The following is an 18,430-nucleotide window of genomic DNA, read 5'->3' as shown; positions in this document are numbered from 1 at the left end:
CGTACTTTGTCTAAGTTGGCATGGGTGCTGCGCTTCCATGCATGCACCCACACCGGTGATTCGTCTGAGTGACATTCCACGCATTCTTTACGGCTGGCTACTTCCTTCATCGAGGAAGGTGGTTTGTAAAATGTGTTCGGGTCTAAATACATGCTATAGGGGATCGGTTCCCAGTATTCAGCCATCGTGCCACGCCCTGCTCCTTGCGCAGGATCTTTGTAGCGCTTGACCAGCGCTTCATAGGTCTCTTTCGGCGTCGCTTTGCTACGATCCAGATTCAATGCCTTGTACGTCTCATCCGGTACTGTCGATAGGTTCGCATGCAATACCCCAGCAAACATTACCCCACAGGCTATTGCTAGCCCCTTCAGCCATTTCCTGGCATTCATTCCTCTCTCCTCCCTTTTTGCTTTTTTAAGTTTCTTTTTTAAAAAATTAATACACGAAAATTTCTACCCAGATTATCACACCATAGCTTTAATCGAACTTGCTAAACGGCTTTTATGCCGCGCGGCCTTATTTTTATGAATAATCCTTTTGTCTGCGATAGAATCCAAAATACTGGTTGATTTCCTAAACACAGTCTCAGCTAAATTTTTATCTCCAGATTCAATCGCTTTTCTTACGCTTTTGATCGCAGTTCTCATTCTGGATCGCAAGCTAAAATTTTGCTCTCGCCTCACGATAGTTTGTCTTGCCCGCTTCTTGGCTTGCGCAGTATTGGCCATATAATTCCTTAATTCTTGCTAAAAAAAATTTAGGATGTTACGTTTATTCTAGAAATAATGCAATATTACGTCACTATCAATATTCTTCAATCAAATAGTAAGTAATCCGAGAAAAAGCTAGATTTTCCATTAGAAATCTAATTATCTGTCAGCTCTCTGCAGACTGATTTTATACTGGAAGAGACTTGAAAATTGACAATTTCTTTTGATTAGCATAATATTCTTTGTTGATTTGTGTATAAGAAGAATACACTCAATAAAATAAAAGCGAGATAAGTTCAGTGAAAACCTTTTCAGCTAAACCACATGAAATCACACATGATTGGTTTGTTATAGATGCGACCGATAAAGTTTTAGGAAGATTAGCTGCAGCGATAGCACATCGTTTGCGTGGAAAACATAAACCTATCTATACTCCTCATATTGATACAGGAGATTATATCGTTGTCGTTAATGTTGACAAGATACGTGTAACGGGTAATAAGGCAGAAGATAAGAAATATTACCGTCACAGTGGCTATCCTGGAGGAATATACGAAACTAGTTTCAAGAAAATGCATGCACGTTTTCCTGGAAGGCCTTTAGAAAAAGCAGTTAAAGGCATGTTACCTAAAGGTCCTTTAGGTTATGCCATGTTCAAAAAACTTAAGGTGTATGCAGGAGACACACATCCTCATACTGCACAGCAACCAAAGCTATTAGACATCAGGGCTTAATTTATGGCAATAAATTATAATTACGGGACTGGTCGCAGGAAGAGCGCTGTAGCTAGAGTCTTTATTAAACCGGGAAATGGTCTATTTACCATAAATAATAAACCACTCGATGAGTATTTCTCACGTGAAACCGGTCGCATGATTGTTCGTCAACCGCTTGAATTAACTGGTAACGTGACGAATCTGGATATAATGGTCAATATCTGCGGTGGCGGAGAATCTGGACAAGCAGGGGCAGTACGCCACGGAATAACCAGGGCTCTAATTGATTATGACGCTTCCCTTAAACCAGTTTTAAGTAAGGCAGGTTTTGTGACACGCGACGCGCGTGAGGTTGAGCGGAAGAAAGTTGGTTTACGTAAAGCGCGGCGGCGTAAACAATTTTCTAAACGCTGATTTATTAAACTTTTCAATAAAAGCCGCCTATATTGGCGGCTTTTTTGTTTTACCAGAATTAAGATATGCTCTAGGGCACAGGAACTCTATGATAAAAGTCGGTATAGTAGGCGGAACAGGCTACACAGGGGTAGAGTTGTTACGCATTCTCGCACAACACCCAAAAGTTCAATTAAAAGTAATCACATCGCGCCAGGAAGCTGGCATGTCTGTTGATGAATTATTTCCCAGTTTACGTAAACAAGTAACACTTAAGTTTACTGATCCCAGCAAAGCGGAGCTAAACAAATGTGATATCATTTTTTTTGCAACGCCCAATGGAGTTGCTATGCAACAGGCAAAAGCCTTGTACGACGCTGGTGTTCTTGTTATTGATTTATCTGCAGATTTTCGTATCAAAGATGTCGCGGAATGGGAAAAGTGGTATGGAGTGCCTCATGCTTGTCCGGAATTAGTTGCAGAAGCAGTATATGGTTTACCTGAAATAAATCGTGAACAAATAAAAAATGCGCGACTAATAGCTAACCCTGGTTGTTATCCTACCGCAGTACAATTAGGCTTCTTGCCTTTAATTGAAGCTGGGGTAGTAGATATGAATCATCTGATTGCTGATGCTAAATCAGGAGTATCAGGCGCAGGACGTAAAGCAGAAGTCCATACCTTATTTTCAGAAGCTGCTGATAACTTCAAGTCTTATGCAGTGCCAGGGCATCGCCATCTACCTGAAATAAAACAGGGCTTATCCAATATAGCTAAGAAACAGATTGGTCTTACCTTTGTGCCTCACCTTACACCCATGATTCGCGGAATACATGCAACGCTCTATGCAAAACTTACTAATAAGGTTGATTTGCAAACTTTATATGTGGATCGTTATGCCAAAGAGCCATTTGTTGATGTACTGCCAACGGGCAATCATCCAGAAACACGCTCCGTCCGGGGATCTAATTATTGTCGAATTGCAGTACATCGCCCCCAGGATGGCGACATTGCGGTAATACTTTCGGTAACAGATAATCTCGTGAAGGGCGCAGCGGGGCAGGCAGTACAAAACATGAATATTATATTTGGATTTTCGGAAACATTAGGAATTGAACATGTTCCATTATTGCCTTAAACAATATTTTGAACTTAATTTATCTATTGAATAAGAAACTGTTCCAAGAGAAATACTTCTAAATAAAATAAATTTCAGGCATAAGTTGATTTTTAAAATATCAAAATAACAACATAACTTATTCAAGATTTTTATTTAATAATAGATAGGTGGAGAGATATGAGCGCAACGATTACTAACGTAAATACTGAAAAGCAGTCACCTTTAATTTTTACTGAGAATGCAGCAGACAAAGTTAAGCATCTTATAGAAGAAGAAGGAAACCATAATTTAAAATTAAGAGTCTTCGTAAGTGGGGGAGGATGTTCAGGCTTTCAATATGGTTTTACTTTCGATGAAATCATTAATGAAGATGATTTTGTTATGGAAAAAGAAGGAGTAAAACTCTTAGTTGATTCAATGAGCTTCCAATATTTAATTGGTGCCGAAATTGATTACCAGGAGAATCCTCAAGGAGCGCAGTTCATTATTCGGAACCCCTCTGCAGCAAGTACATGCGGCTGTGGCTCTTCCTTCTCTATTTAATTGTTTAGCCACCGAGGCTCAGGCAGTATAAATTGCCCCAAGAATCCGGTGACCTTGAGCACCCGTAACAGAGGGAAGATTACCAGGCACTTTACTAATCGTTTGTTTGGCTAACCAGGCAAACGCAAACGCTTCCATCCAATCTGCATCGATACCCAACATATCGGTCAGATTCACGCTTTTCCCAGGTAAAGCTGCTTCCAGCTCAGCTACCAACTTTCCATTGCGTGCACCCCCTCCACACAAATAAATTTCTTCGACCTCCGGGAAATGAAACTTTATGGATTGCGCAATTGCTTCAACAGAAAGTCTCAGCAATGTTGCTTGCACATCTTTGGGTGATTCTTTTCCATGCAAATAACTTTTTAACCACTCACTATTAAACATCTCTCTACCCGTACTTTTCGGTGGTGGTAGCGAGAAAAAGGAAAATGCTAGCAATGCTTCCAGTAATCCTGGAATAATACATCCAGTTTCAGCCCAGGAGCCATTGTGATCATAGATGCTTCCTTTGTGCTGTAAACACCAAGCATCCATTAATATATTTCCTGGGCCGCAATCAAAACCAATAACCTCCCCCTTAGGTGAAAGACTAGTAATGTTTGCAATGCCACCAATATTAACTATGATACGATGTTTTTCTGGACGGCCAAACATAACCTGATGAAATGCCGGCACCAAAGGAGCACCCTGCCCTCCTGCTGCGATATCACGATTTCGGAAATCTGCAACTACAGTAATACCAGTAAGTTCCGCCAAAAGTGCAGCATTACCTAATTGGATACTATAAGCACTTTCAGATTGAGGACAATGTCTCACTGTCTGCCCATGACAGCCAATAGCAGTAATACTTTGCGAGCTAATCCCACTTTTGCCAAGAAGACCTTCTACCGCATCAGCATATGATCTAGATAGTTTATTACTCAGTAAAGCAGCACGATGAAGCTCATCATAGCCAGCCTGATTTAACGCCAACAACTGCTCCCGTAAGTATTTGTCGTATGCCAAGAAATAAGTCTGGACCAAGGAAGGAGTCGAAGAATTAAAGTCGACTAAAGCTGCATCCACTCCATCGAGGCTTGTTCCAGACATGATCCCTATATAAAGAGATTCTCTCAAAGGATTAACTCGCTAAACTGTAGTATATTTACAAAACCTAGGAATCAGTTGGCGGAAGCAAAATTGGCATTACGAAGCAGATCTAAGCGAGCAACAAGTTCTTTAGTATCTCTATGAAATGCAGCTCTATTTCTTTTACTGATAGGAAGTGCAGCAGGCATTACCATCTTTGACGGATCGCGCTGAACACCATTTATACGAAGCTCATAATGTAGATGTGGACCTGTTGCCATTCCGGTTGAACCAACATATCCGATCACTTCACCTTGCTTAATATATCTTGTTTTTTGTATTCCTTTTTTGAAAGCGGATAAATGCCCATAAGCAGTACTGTATTCTTCCCGGTGCTTTAATACGATCAGGTTACCATATCCGTTCTTCCACCCACTGTACTCTAATATTCCATCTGCCGTTGCCATAACAGGGGTACCAGTTGGTGCTGCATAATCAATTCCCCTATGAGCTCGCCATTGCTTCAATATCGGATGGAAACGAGCATTTGTGAATCCTGAACTGATTCGAGAAAATTCTAGTGGCGCTCGCAAAAACGGTTTGCGTAAATTCTCACCGGAAGGTGTATAGTAATCACCTTCTTCATCGGAGGCTTGGAAATAGACTGCCCGATAAGATTTACCCTTGTTGATAAATTCAACCGCTAAAACACGCCCATATTGAGTATTCTCGCCATTATCATGAAAAGTCTCATAAACAACCGTGAAACGATCACCTTTTTGCAAGTCGCGGTAAAAATCAATATCTGATGCGAAAATATTAGCAATCTGGATCGCAATACTAGTGGGCAATCCAGCAGCATCCGTGGCTGCAAACAAAGAACTTTCTATAACTCCAGACCCAACACTGACACGCGCGTTTACTTCAGCAGATTGCTCGCTCATTTCATAAGCATCATCAACCTTCTCTATGAGGAACTGCTCACCATTGCCATAAAAATATCGTAGCGCTAACAATTCCCCATCTGCTGTTGTTTCAGCATGAATAATTTCTCCTGGTTTGAGTTGCCGCATTGCCTTACTGTCTTTGGCAGCGCGTAAGAAATTGTCTTTATCCTGCTGATTAATTTCCAAGCGCGAAAGAATCGCAGCAATCGTGTCCCCACGACGAATGTTTTCCTGACGCCAGAAAGCACTATTAGTATCAGTAGAAATTGCCATTTCAGGAAGTGGAAGAGTACGAACAATTTTACGTTCTGGGATATCTTGCAAAGAAGTATTTGGCGCGATACCAAATGCAGTTACCATACCAAATAGGGGCAGACTGGATAAGATTGTTAACCACCGTAATCTTTTATGTGTAAACACCGATGGCTTTTGCGCTAGAATTCTCATTTTATCGCGTGGTGACGTATATAGCATCTTATGTTACATCTCCTATCTATTGGAGCCCTGTTATGAGCCGGCCGTAAAGTCTAGCACAAAAATGTGCAATCACTAGCCTGGTATTCCATAGCAAACAAACTTAAAATAAGCAGATTTTTAAGATCCCAAAAATAACCCATTGTATTTATTGTGCCTAATTCAATTACCGATCAATTAAAAAAAATCAAACGCGGTTGTCATGAACTGTTGGTAGAAGAAGAATTAATCCAAAAACTCAAGGCCGGCACTCCTTTGAGAGTTAAAGCTGGATTTGACCCTACTGCGCCTGATTTGCACCTGGGTCATACGGTATTGCTCAATAAGCTACGCCAATTGCAGGATATGGGTCACCATATCCTATTTCTGATTGGTGATTTTACGGGAATGATCGGCGATCCTACTGGTAAAAATTCAACACGCCCTCCGCTAACACGTGAGGAAGTCACGCAGAATGCAAAATCTTATACAAGTCAGGTTTTTAAAATTCTTAGATCGGACCAAACCGAAGTAGTATTTAACTCCACCTGGATGGATAAACTTAACGCCGCTGATCTAATCAAACTTTCTGCAACTCACACTGTTGCCCGGATGCTGGAAAGAGACGACTTCAACAAACGTTATCGTAATAACCAACCTATTGCTCTCCATGAGTTTCTCTACCCGCTCATTCAAGGCTATGACTCAGTTGCTCTCAAGGCCGATATCGAATTAGGCGGTACTGACCAAAAATTCAATTTATTGATGGGACGCGAATTACAAAAACATTTTGGCCAGCCCCCTCAATGCATTCTCACCATGCCATTGCTGGAAGGATTAGATGGCATCAACAAAATGTCCAAATCTTTGAATAACTATGTTGGTATTACTGAAAGCCCTCCCGATGTCTTCGGAAAACTCATGTCAGTTTCCGATACTTTGATGTGGCGCTATATTGAGTTATTGTCATTTGAATCATTAGATACTATCCATGAGTGGAAGCAGGAGGTAGAGCAAGGTCGAAATCCACGAGAAATTAAAGTACTGTTTGCTCAGGAGATCGTTACCCGCTTCCATACTAAGGCGGATGCTGAGAAAGCACTGATCGATTTCGAGACTCGCTTTAAAAAAGGGGCGATACCAGATGACATTCCTGAAAAATTACTCCAGATTGACGATAACAATATTTCTATTGCCCAGTTACTGAAGCAAGCAGGATTGACATCTAGTAGCAGCGAAGCGTTGCGGATGATTGAGCAGGGAGGTGTAAAGCTAAATGGTAATAAAATTATCGATAAGGCAATCCAAATAGCAGCGGGTGAAACCATCATTATCCAAGTAGGCAAGCGTAAATTCGCTAAAGTAACGATAACTTCAGCCAAGTATTAATGCTTGCTGTCTGCTTTCGCACCAGTTCCGAAAGTAAATAGCGTTCTTTCTTTAAGATAGCCAGCTTTTTTGTCTCGGCAATTGAAAAAAAGACTCGACATATTTGGTAATTCCGGTATACTGAATGGTCTACTACAAATAGTAGCTATCTTTTTAGATTCCATCGTTTCTGACCTTCTTCCGATTTTCCCACTACGTAGTCTGGAAATTGCGTAATACCACTGGTTAGCTGCGATGCTTTATTTTTGCGCCAGCGGTATTTGTTACCTACGAGTTTCTGGTCTCAATCCCTGCTCGCGTATTTTTTATTTATACACATCAGGAAAACAACGTGTCTTTTGAAGATTTGAATTTACATCCCGCTATTATCAAAGCAATTAATGATTTAGGTTACACCACACCAACACCTATCCAACAACAAGCTATTCCACAATTAATTCAAGGTCATGATGTCATGGCTTCGGCCCAAACAGGCACCGGCAAAACGGCTGCATTCATGTTACCCGCACTTCATCGCATCGCTACACCTACAAAAGTACATGGTCGTGGACCGCGCATCCTCGTATTGACACCCACTCGTGAATTAGCCTTGCAAGTCTCTGATGCAGCAAGCAAGTATGGCAAATACCTGCCTCGCATTAAAGTCGTTAGTATTTTGGGTGGAATGTCTTACGTATTGCAAAACAAATTATTATCTCAAAATGTCGATATCTTGGTTGCAACACCCGGACGTCTAATCGACCATATTCAGCGGGGACGTATTGATTTCTCCCGCCTGGAAATGTTGGTATTAGACGAAGCAGATCGTATGCTAGACATGGGATTTGTCCAAGATGTCGAAAGTATTGCCTCAGCTACACCATCAAGTCGTCAAACATTATTGTTCTCCGCCACACTTGACTCGACGATAGACAAAATTGCAGCACGTTTATTGAAGTCCCCTAAACGTATCCAAGTTGCTTCACAGCGCACCAAGCTGGAAAACATTGAGCAGCGACTTCATTACGTGGATGATCTCTCTCACAAGAATAGACTGCTCGATCATCTATTGCGTGATCAATCACTCAAGCAAGCCATTGTTTTTACTGCAACCAAACGTGACGCAGATGAATTAGCTGATGATCTCGCAGCACAAGGACATGGGGCTGAAGCACTCCACGGCGACATGAGTCAGCGTGAACGCACGCGCACGTTGACTAAACTGCGTAATGGCAGACTTCGTATACTGGTTGCAACTGATGTGGCGGCAAGAGGAATTGATATCGCCGATATCACTCACGTTATTAATTTTGATTTGCCGAAATTTGCTGAAGACTATGTGCATCGTATCGGACGAACAGGCCGCGCTGGCGCTTCAGGCGTTGCTGTTTCCTTTGCCTCCGGGAAAGATAGCATCAGCCTGAAGAGAATTGAACGTTTCATGGGTCAGCGCATTACCCCTTCTGTCATTCCAGGGATGGAACCAAAATTCAAGCCACGAATTGGGCAAAATGAGGGAAAAACCCAAAAAGTTCCTCATGTTGTTCATAAGCGTAATCGTTCTTGGGCATCAAATGAAAGAAATTCATTTAATCACGCAGATTCAAACAGGAACCACCCTCATAAATTCGAGCGTTCCACTGCTAACGATGGCAAGAAACGCTCCTTTAGACGCCCAGGTCAATTTAACTCAGGAATTTATGCTGAATCAAGCAATTAATTATCTGTGAAAAGCGAAGACTGAACAAACAACTACGGCAGATCACTGCCGTAGTATACCGTTTATTCATTTGCCATCAGCCTTGCAATAGATTTGGATATTTTCATTTCTAATTACCTTTCCTTATTTAATCTGCTTGATCAAATCTCTCTGCTAATCTTCGCTTTTTTAGCATGCGTAGAATCCAGTAAACGGCAAGACCTGCGAGAAGATGTTTAACCGTGTGACCACTAATAATCTGACCGAAATGATAGATCTCCTCATCCAGTATTTCTGCCAGCTTAGCCAGACCATAAAGGGAAATAACCACGTAAATATCTCGTCCTCGCGTATAGCGAGATGGAAACAGAATCGCCAGTAAAACGATCAATAGTATCGAGTAGACTTGCACGACGATATAAAAATTCAGGCTCCCGACACCTTGTAACTCACTCCAGTACCAGTAAATTACACTAGCAGCTCCAATTATTAGTAATACTGGTAACCATTGCAAGCCTTGTTTGACACCAATCCGCTCCGTCATGGTTGCAGCTAATAGGCCCATGATTCCAGTTGCTATGGGTAACCTATCCCAAAATAAAGTATTGTTATCTGGTTGCCAATGATAATAAGCTGATCCCACACTTGCCAGGATAGTACTTAAAAATACGATCACGTATGGCCAACATTCTGACAATGCAGTAAACGTTTTTTGTGAGGGCAACACCAGCACATGTCTCAGGAATACTAAACCAGCTACCCCAACAACCCAAAAAATCAGATTAGAAATAACGTTGAAAAAATTAGGGATACCCAGAAATGAGCGCTGGTCAATAAATTCATGATAAGAAAGAGGTTGAGGAATGGGCGGCAAGATCGCAGCAGCTAGCAGTCCCATAATGAAAAGTATTATCAGAATACAAGATCTGGCCTTCATGATCTTCAGTTTTGGTTATAAAAATCGGATTAATACTTCTTCAACGCAATTGAATCACTGCTTCTTCGATCCGCTGCACCGCGATAATTTCAAGGCCAGGGATAGATTGTTTGGGCTGATTAGCTCTGGGAATAATCGCTTTAACAAAACCCAATTTGGCCGCCTCTTTTAATCGCTCCTGACCACGCTGAACGGGACGCACTTCTCCTGCCAAGCCGATTTCACCGAACACCACTATTTTTTCTGGCAATGGTTTGTTTTTCAGGGAAGAAACAATCGCAAGGACCACAGCCAAATCTGCGCCAGGCTCTGTGATTTTGGCACCACCTACCGCATTGATAAAGACATCCTGATCAAAGCAAGGTATGCCTGCATGTCGGTGCAATACCGCCAGTAACATTGCCAGTCGATTTTGTTCTAATCCCACACTTAATCGCCTGGGATTAGGCGCATGCGCAGCATCTACCAATGCTTGGATCTCTACCAATAATGGACGCGAGCCTTCTTGTGTCACCATCACACAAGCGCCGGGCACTCGGCTATCATGATGGGAAAGAAACAAGGCTGAGGGATTGCTCACTTCACGCAGACCTTTCTCGGTCATTGCAAAAACACCCAATTCGTTGACGGCGCCAAAGCGGTTCTTGAATGCCCGAATCAAACGAAAGCTGGAATGGGTATCACCTTCAAAGTACAGCACGGTATCCACCATATGTTCCAGCACACGCGGTCCAGCCAGTGCACCCTCCTTGGTAACATGACCAATTAGAAGCATGCAGATTCCTTGAGTCTTAGCTAATCGTGTCAACTGAGCAGCACATTCGCGCACCTGAGCAACTGACCCTGGTGCCGATTGCAGCGCATCCGAATAAATTGTCTGAATCGAATCAATCACGGCCACTTTGGGTTGAGATTCAGCAAGTACTGCCTGAATGTTTTCCAACCGAATTTCTGTCAACAGTTTGACTGCTGACACCTCAAGCGCCAAACGTTTGGCACGTAGTGCAACTTGTTGCGCCGACTCCTCCCCACTGACATACAATACCTCGTGCCGGGCCGACATGGCCGAGAATGCCTGCAATAACAGCGTAGATTTACCAATACCGGGATCGCCACCAAGCAGGACAACCCCTCCCCGCACCAAGCCGCCCCCCAATACGCGATCAAATTCGATTATCCCTGTTGAGTAACGCGGAGATTCCTCTGTTTCAACCTCATTTAAATTGCATACTTGGCTAACCTCAGTTGCAGAAATATAGCGAAAGCCATTTTTATCGAAACTCGTGAATCTCGTTTTCTCAGCAACTGTTTCTACTAGCGTGTTCCATTCCCGGCAATGCGGGCACTGGCCCTGCCATTTCAAAGTTTGGCCACCACAGGCATTGCAGAAATAAAGCGATTTAGATCTAGTCATTGACTAAACCTAGAAACCGCAGTTGGACGGGGAGGAGCGTGTGGTGATCCAGATACGAGGTAAGGCGCGATGAGGCCGCAGGGCAGCTCTTTGCAACGAAGAGCAACGCCGCATTCGCGCCTGGAGCGACATATGATGCACCCCGTAGCAGTCTCACCATTCTGGTAAATAAGAAAATTTCGAAAATGCCTCTATATGTAATGGGTTTAACTCTCCAATCAAACGGTCAATTGCGGTTTTTAGATAAAATAATTGCTGCTATTAGCCTGACCAAAAGGGCAGACCAGTCCATTAGTCGTAAACTTCTGCCTCGTAAAAAGATTTTCCTTGCGAATCTTTGGTGGATAGCACAGGTTCACTCTCGATGGGCCAGTGGATATTTAATACCGGATCATTCCACAGAACACTACGCTCATATTCAGGTGCCCAGTAATCAGTTGTTTGATAGAGAAATTCTGCAAATGCTGAAAGTACGACAAAACCGTGGGCAAAACCTTCAGGGATCCAGAGTTGTTTCTTATTTTCCGCACTAAGAATTTCTCCCACCCACTGCCCAAATGTAGGAGAAGTTTTACGAAGATCTACTGCCACATCAAACACTTCACCTGCAATCACACGCACCAACTTACCCTGAGGCTGCTTGATTTGATAATGCAATCCGCGCAAAACATATTTCACAGAACGGGAATGATTGCTTTGGGCAAACGTAACATTTCTACCGATTAAAGCGTCGAATTGGCGCTGATTATAACTTTCAAAGAAGAAACCACGCTCATCACCGAATACGCGTGGTTCAATGAGGTATACCTCAGGTATCATTAATTGCGTAGCTTTCATATTCAACCAAACCTCTCCTCATTACTCGCACTGTCTATATGACCATGCTTGAGAATCTGCATCAAGTACTGACCATAACCATTTTTAGTTAATGGATGAGCCAGCTTTTCCAATTGGGCAGCATCAATCCATCCTTTTCGATAAGCAATTTCTTCTGGACAGGCTATTTTAAGTCCTTGTCTGTGTTCTATCGTTGCCACAAATTTACTGGCATCCAGCAAAGAATCATAGGTACCCGTATCGAGCCAGGCATAGCCACGACCCATAATTTCAACGTTGAGCCCATTTTGAACTAAATAAATCCGATTGAGATCAGTAATTTCCAGTTCATTACGTGCTGAAGGTTTAAGACCTTTCGCAAAATCAACTACCTGTTGATCATAGAAATACAAACCAGTTACAGCATAATTTGATTTTGGCTGCTTGGGTTTTTCTTCTAGATCGACCGCAAGCCCTTTTTGATCAAACTCAACCACACCATAACGTTCAGGATCATTGACATGATAGGCAAAAACACTCGCACCTTCTTGACGCATCATGGCATTCTCGAGCAAATAATGGAAATCATGCCCATAAAAAATATTATCCCCCAGAATAAGTGCAGAATTATCATTGCCGATAAATGATTCGCCAATGATAAAAGCTTGAGCCAATCCATCTGGTGAAGGCTGAACAGCATAAGATAAATTCAGCCCCCAGTGCTCACCACTTCCCAGCAGATATCTAAAAAGCGGCGTATCCTGTGGTGTAGAAATAATGAGAATATCTCGAATACCCGCCAGCATCAGTGTACTTAGCGGATAATAGATCATTGGTTTATCAAAAATCGGTAGCAGCTGCTTGGAAATAACCTGAGTAACAGGATATAGCCGTGTGCCAGAACCACCCGCTAGAATAATACCCTTTCTTCGGCAAACGGCAGTCTGTGTCTGATTAACTGGATGCATTGGAGTCATTTTTATCATTTTATTGCGTTAAATTTGAATGCTTCTATCAATTATTCGAACAAAAGCCTGACTAAAATAGATTATATAAATTGGCCATAATGTTTCTTGTACTTAACGACGTGTCTAATTTTTTCTTTACCTCCCCTGCTGCAAAATGCATCAATTGTATCTTGATATTTAGATAAGCTGGTCATGATCGAAAAACATTTGCTCTACCGCCTTATAGCATGGATTGCTCCCTACAGAACGATGGTCGCAATCGCTATCAGCAGTTTAATTGCCGTTGCAGTGACTACATCCCTCTTACCATTACTCATCAAACAATTACTCGATAGTATTCTAGTCATTGAACATGAATTAGAAGAATTTCAGTTTGTTCTACTCACTATACTCGGCTTATTAACTTTACATGGTGTCGCAAACTTTTTTAATAGTTACGCAATCAATTGGATAATCGGGAAAGTCAGTATGGATCAGCGAAAATTACTGTTTGAGAAACTCCTGGCGCTACCTGTTTCTTACCCAGAAGAAGCGGATCCAGATAAGCTCAATGCCAACCTCTTCTCTGATATCGAGCAGACTACTGATGACATCGTTCAGATACTCACCATTCTAGGGAAAGAAATATTAACAGCAATTGGCTTGCTGACAGTGATGCTGTTCTTAAATTGGGAATTCTCAGTCATGGGACTTCTAATCGCATTGATTATTGGCTCAATCATGCAATTTATCTCTCAAGCAAGCGACTTGGATCAGAAAACACCTCATCTATCAATGGCCTCCCCTCTCTTATCCTTAACATCGATCAAACACATCAAATCGATCAAGCTCAATGGCAGCCAGTTACAAGAAAGCAAACATTTTTGCAATTCCATTGAGCAGCAAAGAAGTCTTAACCTAAAGCAAGCAGTTGTCAAAACGTTTAGCAAAACCCTTGCATTCTTAATTATTGCTACGATTTTAGCGGTATTCTTTTTCCTTTTTAAGCAGCAAATCTCTCTTGGCATGATGACGGTCGGAGATGCCGGTGCTTTGATCACAGCAATACTAATGCTTGTTCTTCCAGTAAAACAATTACTAAACATACTGACATCTTCGCAAAATAGGTTACACATCATCCACAATATCGATTCACTCCTTGCCCAGCAAAATGAATCTGATCCAGGGAAAGTTGAGATCGCAAGCGCGCGCGGTCAAATACGGTTTGAAGAAGTCAGCGCTTGTGATTACTCACAAACTTGCCCTCCCCTCTTCAATCTCACATTGACGATCCAGCCGGGTGAAATCGTTGCGTTGGCAAGTTCCAGCGAAGGTCAGGAAAGAACATTAATCGATCTCATTGCACGTTTCATTCACCCAACAAATGGAAGAATATTGCTAGACGACATCGATATCGCCACAATAAAGCTAGCTGACTTGCGTGCCAATATTGCGTGGTTAACACCTGACACCAAGCTTCTCAACGATACCATCGCAGCCAATATCGCATATGGTACAACGCACTGCGCAATGGAAGCCAGCATCATGAAAGTTGCACGCACATGCCATGTGACAAAATTTGCTCGTGAAATGCCGCAGGGACTGCAAACCAGAATCGACAGAAAAGATGTTGAGTTCTCGGCAAATCAGCACCAACGTATCTTGATCGCCCGGGTGTTACTTAAAAATCCGACGATTGTCATTATTGATGAAACAACAGCCGAGTTTGATAGCCATTGTGCATTAGTTGAAGATGCACTTAATACTCTAATAAAAAACCGTACTACTTTGATTATCTCATCTCAGTCAAGTATGCTTGGAAAAGCGCATCGGATCCTCAAGCTAATATGATAGGAATCATTAGATTATTGAAAAGATACTTACATACAACTGAGCCCAATCCCAAAAAAACAGGTGAACAAATGGTTTTCAACCTTGATATAGCTCAAACAAAACGAATGGAATTTGTTCTTTCCCAGCTCGATACACACCAACAATGGCGCAAACAAGGCATTCCAACACTTTCTACTTTAAATGGATATTCTAACAACATTCGGAAAATATGGCAGAGATGGATAACAAACCATACATTAACAACAATAATTTGGCCCCCTACTGCATCTCAATCACTATTTTTATGTTGGTTAGAAGAACTGCTTGCAAGACAAGCACTAGATAAATATTTTTTAGAATATCTAGGGTCTGTTGACATTTCACATAGGTAGCCACAGATATCCACATGCCATGGCAATCATACTTTCGTAATTTCTTTTCAATTTGTCATATCGCGTAGCCACTGCCCGGTACTGTTTTAGGCGGGCAAAGGCGTTTTCCACCAAATGTCGATATCTATACAAGCCCCAATCCATATCTGCGTTACCCTTCAACGAATTGCGCTTTCTTGGAATCACAGCCATGGCTCCCTTCTTTACTATCTGCTCACGTATACACTCACTGTCATAGCCCTTATCCGCTACAATCGCTTGCGCATCAGGTAATCTGGCAATCAGCTGTGGTGCTACAGAACAGTCATTCACTTCTCCACCGGTGATTTCAAATTCAACCGGCAAACCATAACTATCAACCGCCAAATGAATCTTTGTGGTGTTGCCCGCACGGCTTTTCCCGATGGCCTGCGGTTCTTGACATGCTGCACCCGCACTATACTGATGCGCTTTAATATAACTGCCATCAATAAATTCCCACTCCCAATCTGGATCAATAATCAGTGCCTTGAAAATTCTGTTCCACTTGTTACTTAATGACCAGGCATTGAATCTCTTATAGATGGAATTCCAGCATCCAAACATCTCGGGTAAGTCTCGCCATGGACAACCAACCCGCATTCGATACAACATACCTTCTACTGTCATGCGCAAATTGCGCTTGTTATAAATCGCTTCTTGAAGCAGAATTTTCTCCAGCTTCGACCAGAACTCATCGTTGAGCATCAATCGGGGCATCGCAAACTCGTTTTATTAGTGGTGTGAGAACCTCAATATTACGAGTTTGCTTTCTATTTATGAAATAACTTATCTCAAAACGTCAACAGACCCTAAGCGATTAGGAGAATTCATAGCAGCCGGCGGGCAAAGGATTGTGGTTGCTGATTCCGATTGGCGCACTATGGTCGCTATGGCATCATTTCAACAGGAATATGAAAGCCACCCTAAATTTTTGGACTGGCTGCACACTGAGCAACCATTGCTCAGCTTGCCTTCATTGCAACAGATTTTGGATATAGAGAATCTTGACTCTACCCAGCGACCTAACCCCGGTGTATCAATGGAGGGTGAAAAAAATAAGAACACAATTCCTCTGACAGTGATTCCAACTAATCCTTCACACTTACGAATCGGGGTCACACAAGATTATCAGTCACGCCCTTACGAAATTAATCATGCTGACTTGGTTCGTCATGCTGCTTTTCTTGGTGGTTCAGGTAGCGGCAAAACTACATTGGCCCTGAATATTATCGAGCAATTATTGTTAGAAGGTGTACCTGCAATTTTATTGGATCGAAAAGGGGATTTATACAGCTATGCCCTAGAAGCCGCATGGCAGACTCCAATATCAGATCCTGTACGCGCCCAGATGCACGATAAGCTTCGTGCCAAGATCGAAATCGCTGTCTATACTTCCTGGTGCTGTAGAAGGTCAGGGACGAACCTTGAGTATTCCTATCGCACCTTCTGGGCTGGGGCAACTTCCAAGCGAAGAACGCAAGCAACTAGCCAATCATGCCGCCTTTGCATTGGGCAGAATCATGGGCCACAAAGATTCTGGGCAAGATAAATCCCGTATCGCTATCCTTGGACAAGCGATTGCAATTCTAAGCGAATTGCAGCTAGATCAGGCTTTATCACTCGATTCATTGATGGACTTCATTGATAGCGAAGATCCGTTATTACTTAATGCAATTGGCAAGCTTGACTCAAAATTATTCAAGAAATTGGTTGGAGACTTGCAAACATTGAGCCTGACAAGTGGTAATCTCTTCGCGCAGCACGGAGAATTACTCAATGCACAAAGTTTGCTCGGCCTTGAGCCCGACAAACATACAGACAAAACCCGTCTGAGTATTATTAATACAACTTATCTCGGTAATGATGAAAACATATTATTCTGGGTCGCACAGTTTTTGCTGGAAATAAGCCACTACGCAAAAAGATCACCCAGTGACAAACTCCAGGCAGTTATCCTATTAGACGAGGCCGATCTTTATCTTCCAGTCCAATCGAAATCAGCTACTAAAGATCCACTAGAAAACTTACTTAGACGCGCGCGCTCAGCAGGCTTAGGACTTATGCTCGCCACACAAAGTCCAGGAGATCTGGATTACAGAGCCCGCGATCAGATTTCTTCATGGTTTATTGGGCGGGTCACACAGAACACGGCTCTTGATAAATTACGTCCCACTGCTCAGTGAAGCGAAAATTGATATCACTAGCAAGCTTCCCAACCAGACGACTGGGGAATTTCACGCTATTCATAATGGCGAAGTTGGTAGCTTCAAGGCGGATCCTTCTCTAATTCAAACTAAACAGGTCCCATCGGATGAAATATTGAGGTTAGCGAGCAATAAAACGGCAAATTCATCTTTTTCGTCACGTATTAGATCTTTCTTTTTTGGTTAGAAATGGGGTGCAATCAAGATAAATTCGTGCATGTCTCTTCAGCAAGATAGTAATGGAATCAGATAATTAACGCCGCAGCAACACGCCGCCCCTCTGCAGCTAAAACATTATAGGTTCGGCAAGTCGCATGGGTATCCATTACTTCCAAACCAACCCCTGAAGAAATCATCGCTTTCATCAATTGCGGGTTAGGAAAGCGCAGTGTTGTTCCCGTTCCGAGTAAAATAATTTCTGGTTGAAAAGGTCGTAAGCAATCAAAATGGGCTGCTTTTAATTGCTCTATACTTTCGATTTGCCAGTTCTCGATAATATGATCTGGCAGCACGATCAAATTATGCTCATAACGGACTTGATTAATTGCGATATAGCCTTCCCCATACCCGGAAAAAATATTGAATCCTTCATGCTCTGAAAGATGCAGCTTCAATGTAAAACCTCCTGCTTATTTATCAATAAAGAGTCTGTTCTTTACCGATAGGATGTATTTAAAAATTATTTTCAGTTTATTGCGTTGTAAAACGTTGTGCAGCAAATAGCTATCAATAAAAATTTAGACTTAATTCAGATTTTTTTATTTTACTTTTTTGCAAAAAAATATGGGTCAGGTAACATTATATTCTCTTTATTTTTTCAATATCTATCCACTACAGCGTAGTTTT

The 18,430-nt window shown here is 42.2% G+C and carries 19 protein-coding genes and 1 pseudogene; 10 read left to right on the top strand and 10 right to left on the bottom strand.

What is annotated here, in order from left to right:
• Positions 1-389: pseudogene (locus R2Q26_RS08380) on the bottom strand (hydroxylamine reductase); the annotation flags it as partial.
• 75 nt (positions 390-464) lie between these two features.
• Complete coding sequence (gene rpsT, locus R2Q26_RS08375; protein ID WP_317535849.1) at positions 465-728, bottom strand: 30S ribosomal protein S20; 264 nt, start codon at positions 726-728, stop codon at positions 465-467.
• Between the two features lie 281 nt (positions 729-1,009).
• Between rpsT and rplM the strand changes: the two genes are divergently transcribed.
• From rplM to erpA, 4 genes are all read left to right on the top strand, one after another.
• Positions 1,010-1,444 (top strand): 50S ribosomal protein L13, encoded by a 435-nt coding sequence (gene rplM / locus R2Q26_RS08370; protein WP_090568368.1) that lies wholly within the window; start codon positions 1,010-1,012, stop codon positions 1,442-1,444.
• 3 nt (positions 1,445-1,447) lie between these two features.
• Positions 1,448-1,840 carry a 30S ribosomal protein S9 gene (rpsI, locus tag R2Q26_RS08365; protein ID WP_090568365.1) on the top strand — a complete coding sequence of 131 codons (393 nt, stop codon included), beginning with the start codon at positions 1,448-1,450 and terminating at the stop codon, positions 1,838-1,840.
• 88 nt (positions 1,841-1,928) lie between these two features.
• Positions 1,929-2,957: an N-acetyl-gamma-glutamyl-phosphate reductase gene (gene argC / locus R2Q26_RS08360; protein ID WP_317535848.1), complete on the top strand. Its 1,029-nt coding sequence runs from the start codon at positions 1,929-1,931 to the stop codon at positions 2,955-2,957.
• Between the two features lie 159 nt (positions 2,958-3,116).
• The gene (gene erpA / locus R2Q26_RS08355; RefSeq protein ID WP_317535847.1) at positions 3,117-3,482 is read left to right on the top strand and encodes an iron-sulfur cluster insertion protein ErpA; all 366 of its coding nucleotides are present in this window, start codon (positions 3,117-3,119) and stop codon (positions 3,480-3,482) included.
• Positions 3,483-3,500: 18 nt separating this feature from the next.
• On the opposite strand, the gene R2Q26_RS08350 is transcribed toward erpA, so the two are convergent.
• Positions 3,501-4,601: an anhydro-N-acetylmuramic acid kinase gene (locus R2Q26_RS08350; RefSeq protein WP_317535846.1), complete on the bottom strand. Its 1,101-nt coding sequence runs from the start codon at positions 4,599-4,601 to the stop codon at positions 3,501-3,503.
• A 44-nt stretch (positions 4,602-4,645) separates the two neighbouring features.
• Positions 4,646-5,947, bottom strand: coding sequence for an OapA family protein (locus R2Q26_RS08345; RefSeq protein WP_317535845.1), 1,302 nt, complete (start codon positions 5,945-5,947; stop codon positions 4,646-4,648).
• 180 nt (positions 5,948-6,127) lie between these two features.
• Here R2Q26_RS08345 and tyrS point away from each other — a divergent pair, with 180 nt between their 5' ends.
• Both tyrS and R2Q26_RS08335 read left to right on the top strand, forming a co-directional pair.
• Complete coding sequence (gene tyrS / locus R2Q26_RS08340) at positions 6,128-7,342, top strand: tyrosine--tRNA ligase (RefSeq protein WP_317535844.1); 1,215 nt, start codon at positions 6,128-6,130, stop codon at positions 7,340-7,342.
• A 331-nt stretch (positions 7,343-7,673) separates the two neighbouring features.
• Entirely contained in the window at positions 7,674-9,041 is a 1,368-nt protein-coding gene (locus R2Q26_RS08335; RefSeq protein WP_317535843.1) for a DEAD/DEAH box helicase, read from the top strand.
• 127 nt (positions 9,042-9,168) lie between these two features.
• On the opposite strand, the gene R2Q26_RS08330 is transcribed toward R2Q26_RS08335, so the two are convergent.
• The 4 genes from R2Q26_RS08330 to rfbA all read right to left on the bottom strand — a co-directional run bounded on the left by R2Q26_RS08330 (position 9,169) and on the right by rfbA (position 13,164).
• A complete protein-coding gene (locus tag R2Q26_RS08330) occupies positions 9,169-9,957 on the bottom strand; it encodes an alkaline phytoceramidase (protein ID WP_317535842.1) in 789 nt (262 codons plus the stop codon).
• 40 nt (positions 9,958-9,997) lie between these two features.
• Positions 9,998-11,371 carry a DNA repair protein RadA gene (gene radA / locus R2Q26_RS08325; protein ID WP_090568343.1) on the bottom strand — a complete coding sequence of 458 codons (1,374 nt, stop codon included), beginning with the start codon at positions 11,369-11,371 and terminating at the stop codon, positions 9,998-10,000.
• 291 nt (positions 11,372-11,662) lie between these two features.
• Positions 11,663-12,208 carry a dTDP-4-dehydrorhamnose 3,5-epimerase gene (rfbC, locus tag R2Q26_RS08320; protein ID WP_317535841.1) on the bottom strand — a complete coding sequence of 182 codons (546 nt, stop codon included), beginning with the start codon at positions 12,206-12,208 and terminating at the stop codon, positions 11,663-11,665.
• A 2-nt stretch (positions 12,209-12,210) separates the two neighbouring features.
• Positions 12,211-13,164, bottom strand: coding sequence for a glucose-1-phosphate thymidylyltransferase RfbA (rfbA, locus tag R2Q26_RS08315; RefSeq protein WP_411182333.1), 954 nt, complete (start codon positions 13,162-13,164; stop codon positions 12,211-12,213).
• A gap of 183 nt (positions 13,165-13,347) precedes the next feature.
• Between rfbA and R2Q26_RS08310 the strand changes: the two genes are divergently transcribed.
• The gene (locus R2Q26_RS08310) at positions 13,348-14,985 is read left to right on the top strand and encodes an ABC transporter ATP-binding protein (RefSeq protein ID WP_317535840.1); all 1,638 of its coding nucleotides are present in this window, start codon (positions 13,348-13,350) and stop codon (positions 14,983-14,985) included.
• Between the two features lie 17 nt (positions 14,986-15,002).
• Positions 15,003-15,359, top strand: coding sequence for a hypothetical protein (locus R2Q26_RS08305; RefSeq protein ID WP_317535839.1), 357 nt, complete (start codon positions 15,003-15,005; stop codon positions 15,357-15,359).
• Here the strand turns inward: R2Q26_RS08305 and R2Q26_RS08300 are convergent.
• Positions 15,348-16,097: an IS5 family transposase gene (locus tag R2Q26_RS08300; RefSeq protein ID WP_317535838.1), complete on the bottom strand. Its 750-nt coding sequence runs from the start codon at positions 16,095-16,097 to the stop codon at positions 15,348-15,350. The genes R2Q26_RS08305 and R2Q26_RS08300 overlap by 12 nt on opposite strands.
• A gap of 136 nt (positions 16,098-16,233) precedes the next feature.
• On the opposite strand from R2Q26_RS08300, the gene R2Q26_RS08295 reads away from it, so the two are divergent.
• Both R2Q26_RS08295 and R2Q26_RS08290 read left to right on the top strand, forming a co-directional pair.
• Positions 16,234-16,929 (top strand): type IV secretory system conjugative DNA transfer family protein, encoded by a 696-nt coding sequence (locus tag R2Q26_RS08295; RefSeq protein WP_317535837.1) that lies wholly within the window; start codon positions 16,234-16,236, stop codon positions 16,927-16,929.
• The gene (locus R2Q26_RS08290) at positions 16,901-17,563 is read left to right on the top strand and encodes a zonular occludens toxin domain-containing protein (RefSeq protein WP_317535836.1); all 663 of its coding nucleotides are present in this window, start codon (positions 16,901-16,903) and stop codon (positions 17,561-17,563) included. Before R2Q26_RS08295 ends, R2Q26_RS08290 begins: the two co-directional genes overlap by 29 nt.
• 266 nt (positions 17,564-17,829) lie before the next feature.
• On the opposite strand, the gene R2Q26_RS08285 is transcribed toward R2Q26_RS08290, so the two are convergent.
• A complete protein-coding gene (locus R2Q26_RS08285) occupies positions 17,830-18,198 on the bottom strand; it encodes an Mth938-like domain-containing protein (RefSeq protein ID WP_317535835.1) in 369 nt (122 codons plus the stop codon).
• Positions 18,199-18,430: the final 232 nt, after the last annotated feature.

It is taken from the genome of Nitrosomonas sp. Is37 (genome assembly GCF_033063275.1).
In the GTDB taxonomy this organism is placed as follows: domain Bacteria; phylum Pseudomonadota; class Gammaproteobacteria; order Burkholderiales; family Nitrosomonadaceae; genus Nitrosomonas.
The sequence above is the reverse complement of the archived record's forward strand: the minus strand, read 5'-3'. Positions and strand labels throughout refer to the sequence as shown.

Excerpts from the sequence above, each read along its gene's own strand:
- rpsT (WP_317535849.1), bottom strand. The coding sequence starts at position 728 with ATGGCCAATACTGCGCAAGCCAAGAAGCGGGCAAGACAAACTATCGTG.
- rfbA (WP_411182333.1), bottom strand. The coding sequence starts at position 13,164 with ATGACTCCAATGCATCCAGTTAATCAGACACAGACTGCCGTTTGCCGA.
- rfbC (WP_317535841.1), bottom strand. The coding sequence starts at position 12,208 with ATGAAAGCTACGCAATTAATGATACCTGAGGTATACCTCATTGAACCA.
- radA (WP_090568343.1), bottom strand. The coding sequence starts at position 11,371 with ATGACTAGATCTAAATCGCTTTATTTCTGCAATGCCTGTGGTGGCCAA.
- R2Q26_RS08300 (WP_317535838.1), bottom strand. The coding sequence starts at position 16,097 with ATGCCCCGATTGATGCTCAACGATGAGTTCTGGTCGAAGCTGGAGAAA.
- R2Q26_RS08310 (WP_317535840.1), top strand. The coding sequence starts at position 13,348 with ATGATCGAAAAACATTTGCTCTACCGCCTTATAGCATGGATTGCTCCC.
- erpA (WP_317535847.1), top strand. The coding sequence starts at position 3,117 with ATGAGCGCAACGATTACTAACGTAAATACTGAAAAGCAGTCACCTTTA.
- rpsI (WP_090568365.1), top strand. The coding sequence starts at position 1,448 with ATGGCAATAAATTATAATTACGGGACTGGTCGCAGGAAGAGCGCTGTA.
- R2Q26_RS08290 (WP_317535836.1), top strand. The coding sequence starts at position 16,901 with ATGGGCCACAAAGATTCTGGGCAAGATAAATCCCGTATCGCTATCCTT.
- argC (WP_317535848.1), top strand. The coding sequence starts at position 1,929 with ATGATAAAAGTCGGTATAGTAGGCGGAACAGGCTACACAGGGGTAGAG.
- R2Q26_RS08330 (WP_317535842.1), bottom strand. The coding sequence starts at position 9,957 with ATGAAGGCCAGATCTTGTATTCTGATAATACTTTTCATTATGGGACTG.
- R2Q26_RS08345 (WP_317535845.1), bottom strand. The coding sequence starts at position 5,947 with ATGAGAATTCTAGCGCAAAAGCCATCGGTGTTTACACATAAAAGATTA.